We start from the raw sequence: 968 nt of genomic DNA on the forward strand, positions 1-968 counted from the left end.
GCAGGCTCGCTACCGCGAGGCGCTGTTCAACTCATGGGATAAGAACGATCCGAAGGACGCGCAGGTGATCCTGGAGATGCTTAGGCGTGGGCTGTACCAGCGGTACGTCGATCCGCAGCTCGCCGGTCATCACGATCTCCAAGAGCTGGCGAAGACCTACTACCAAGTGTCTCGCGCCAGGACCAAGGTGCAGCATTCGCTGATAAACCACTGCCTTCCGCTCTACTATCCCGAGATGCACCGCTACTGGTGCACGACGCGCAACGAGTGGTTCGTGCGTTTCATGCTTGAATTCCCGACGCCCACCCATGTGCGCTCATTGGACCGCGAAGCCTTCACGACCGCAGCGTGGGATCTAGTCGGCCGTAAGGTTGACAAGCGCGCCAAACTCCAGGGGATCTGGGAGTCTGCCGCACATACTGCTGCCTTGCCCCACGCTGCCGATTCGCTGGCCGTGGAGACATTCCGAATCACGCTGCAGCGATATCAGGATTTGAACGTTCTTCGTGCTGAAATCGAGGCGCGTGCCGAGTTAGCACTGCGTGATAACGCAGATTTTGCACATCTGAAGACACTTCCCGGAATTGGTTCGGTGATCGCCATGACCATACTCGCCGAGGCTGGCGATATGCGTCCCTTTGGCCACCACCGGCAATTCCTGAAGTACTGCGGATTTGACCTTGCAAAAACGCAGTCGGGCGTGCAACGCGGGCGCGAGCAGCTTTCAAAACGAGGAAATGCGCGCTTGCGCCTGGCATTCTGGCTTGCTGATGTAGCTGCCGTTCGCATGAAGAGAACTCGTTTCGCTCGAAATACGAACGCTATATCCGCGCTGATCCGGGGGAACGCTGACCTGAGGCGCAAAGCGCTGACGGCCGTCGCCGCCAAGATGGCGCGGGTGGCCTACAGTATGATCAAGAGGAACCAGCCGTATCGGCAATTCTTCGAATTCGGTTTACCCAGTGGAT

Annotated in this window: 1 protein-coding gene; it reads left to right on the top strand. The window is 58.1% G+C overall.

The features are described 5' to 3' along the window. Positions 1–968, top strand: a 968-nt coding sequence (locus tag NCT04_RS34235) for an IS110 family RNA-guided transposase (RefSeq protein WP_250470272.1), incomplete at both ends; no start/stop codon positions are given.

The organism is Caballeronia sp. GAFFF2 (assembly GCF_023631485.1).
GTDB lineage: Bacteria > Pseudomonadota > Gammaproteobacteria > Burkholderiales > Burkholderiaceae > Caballeronia.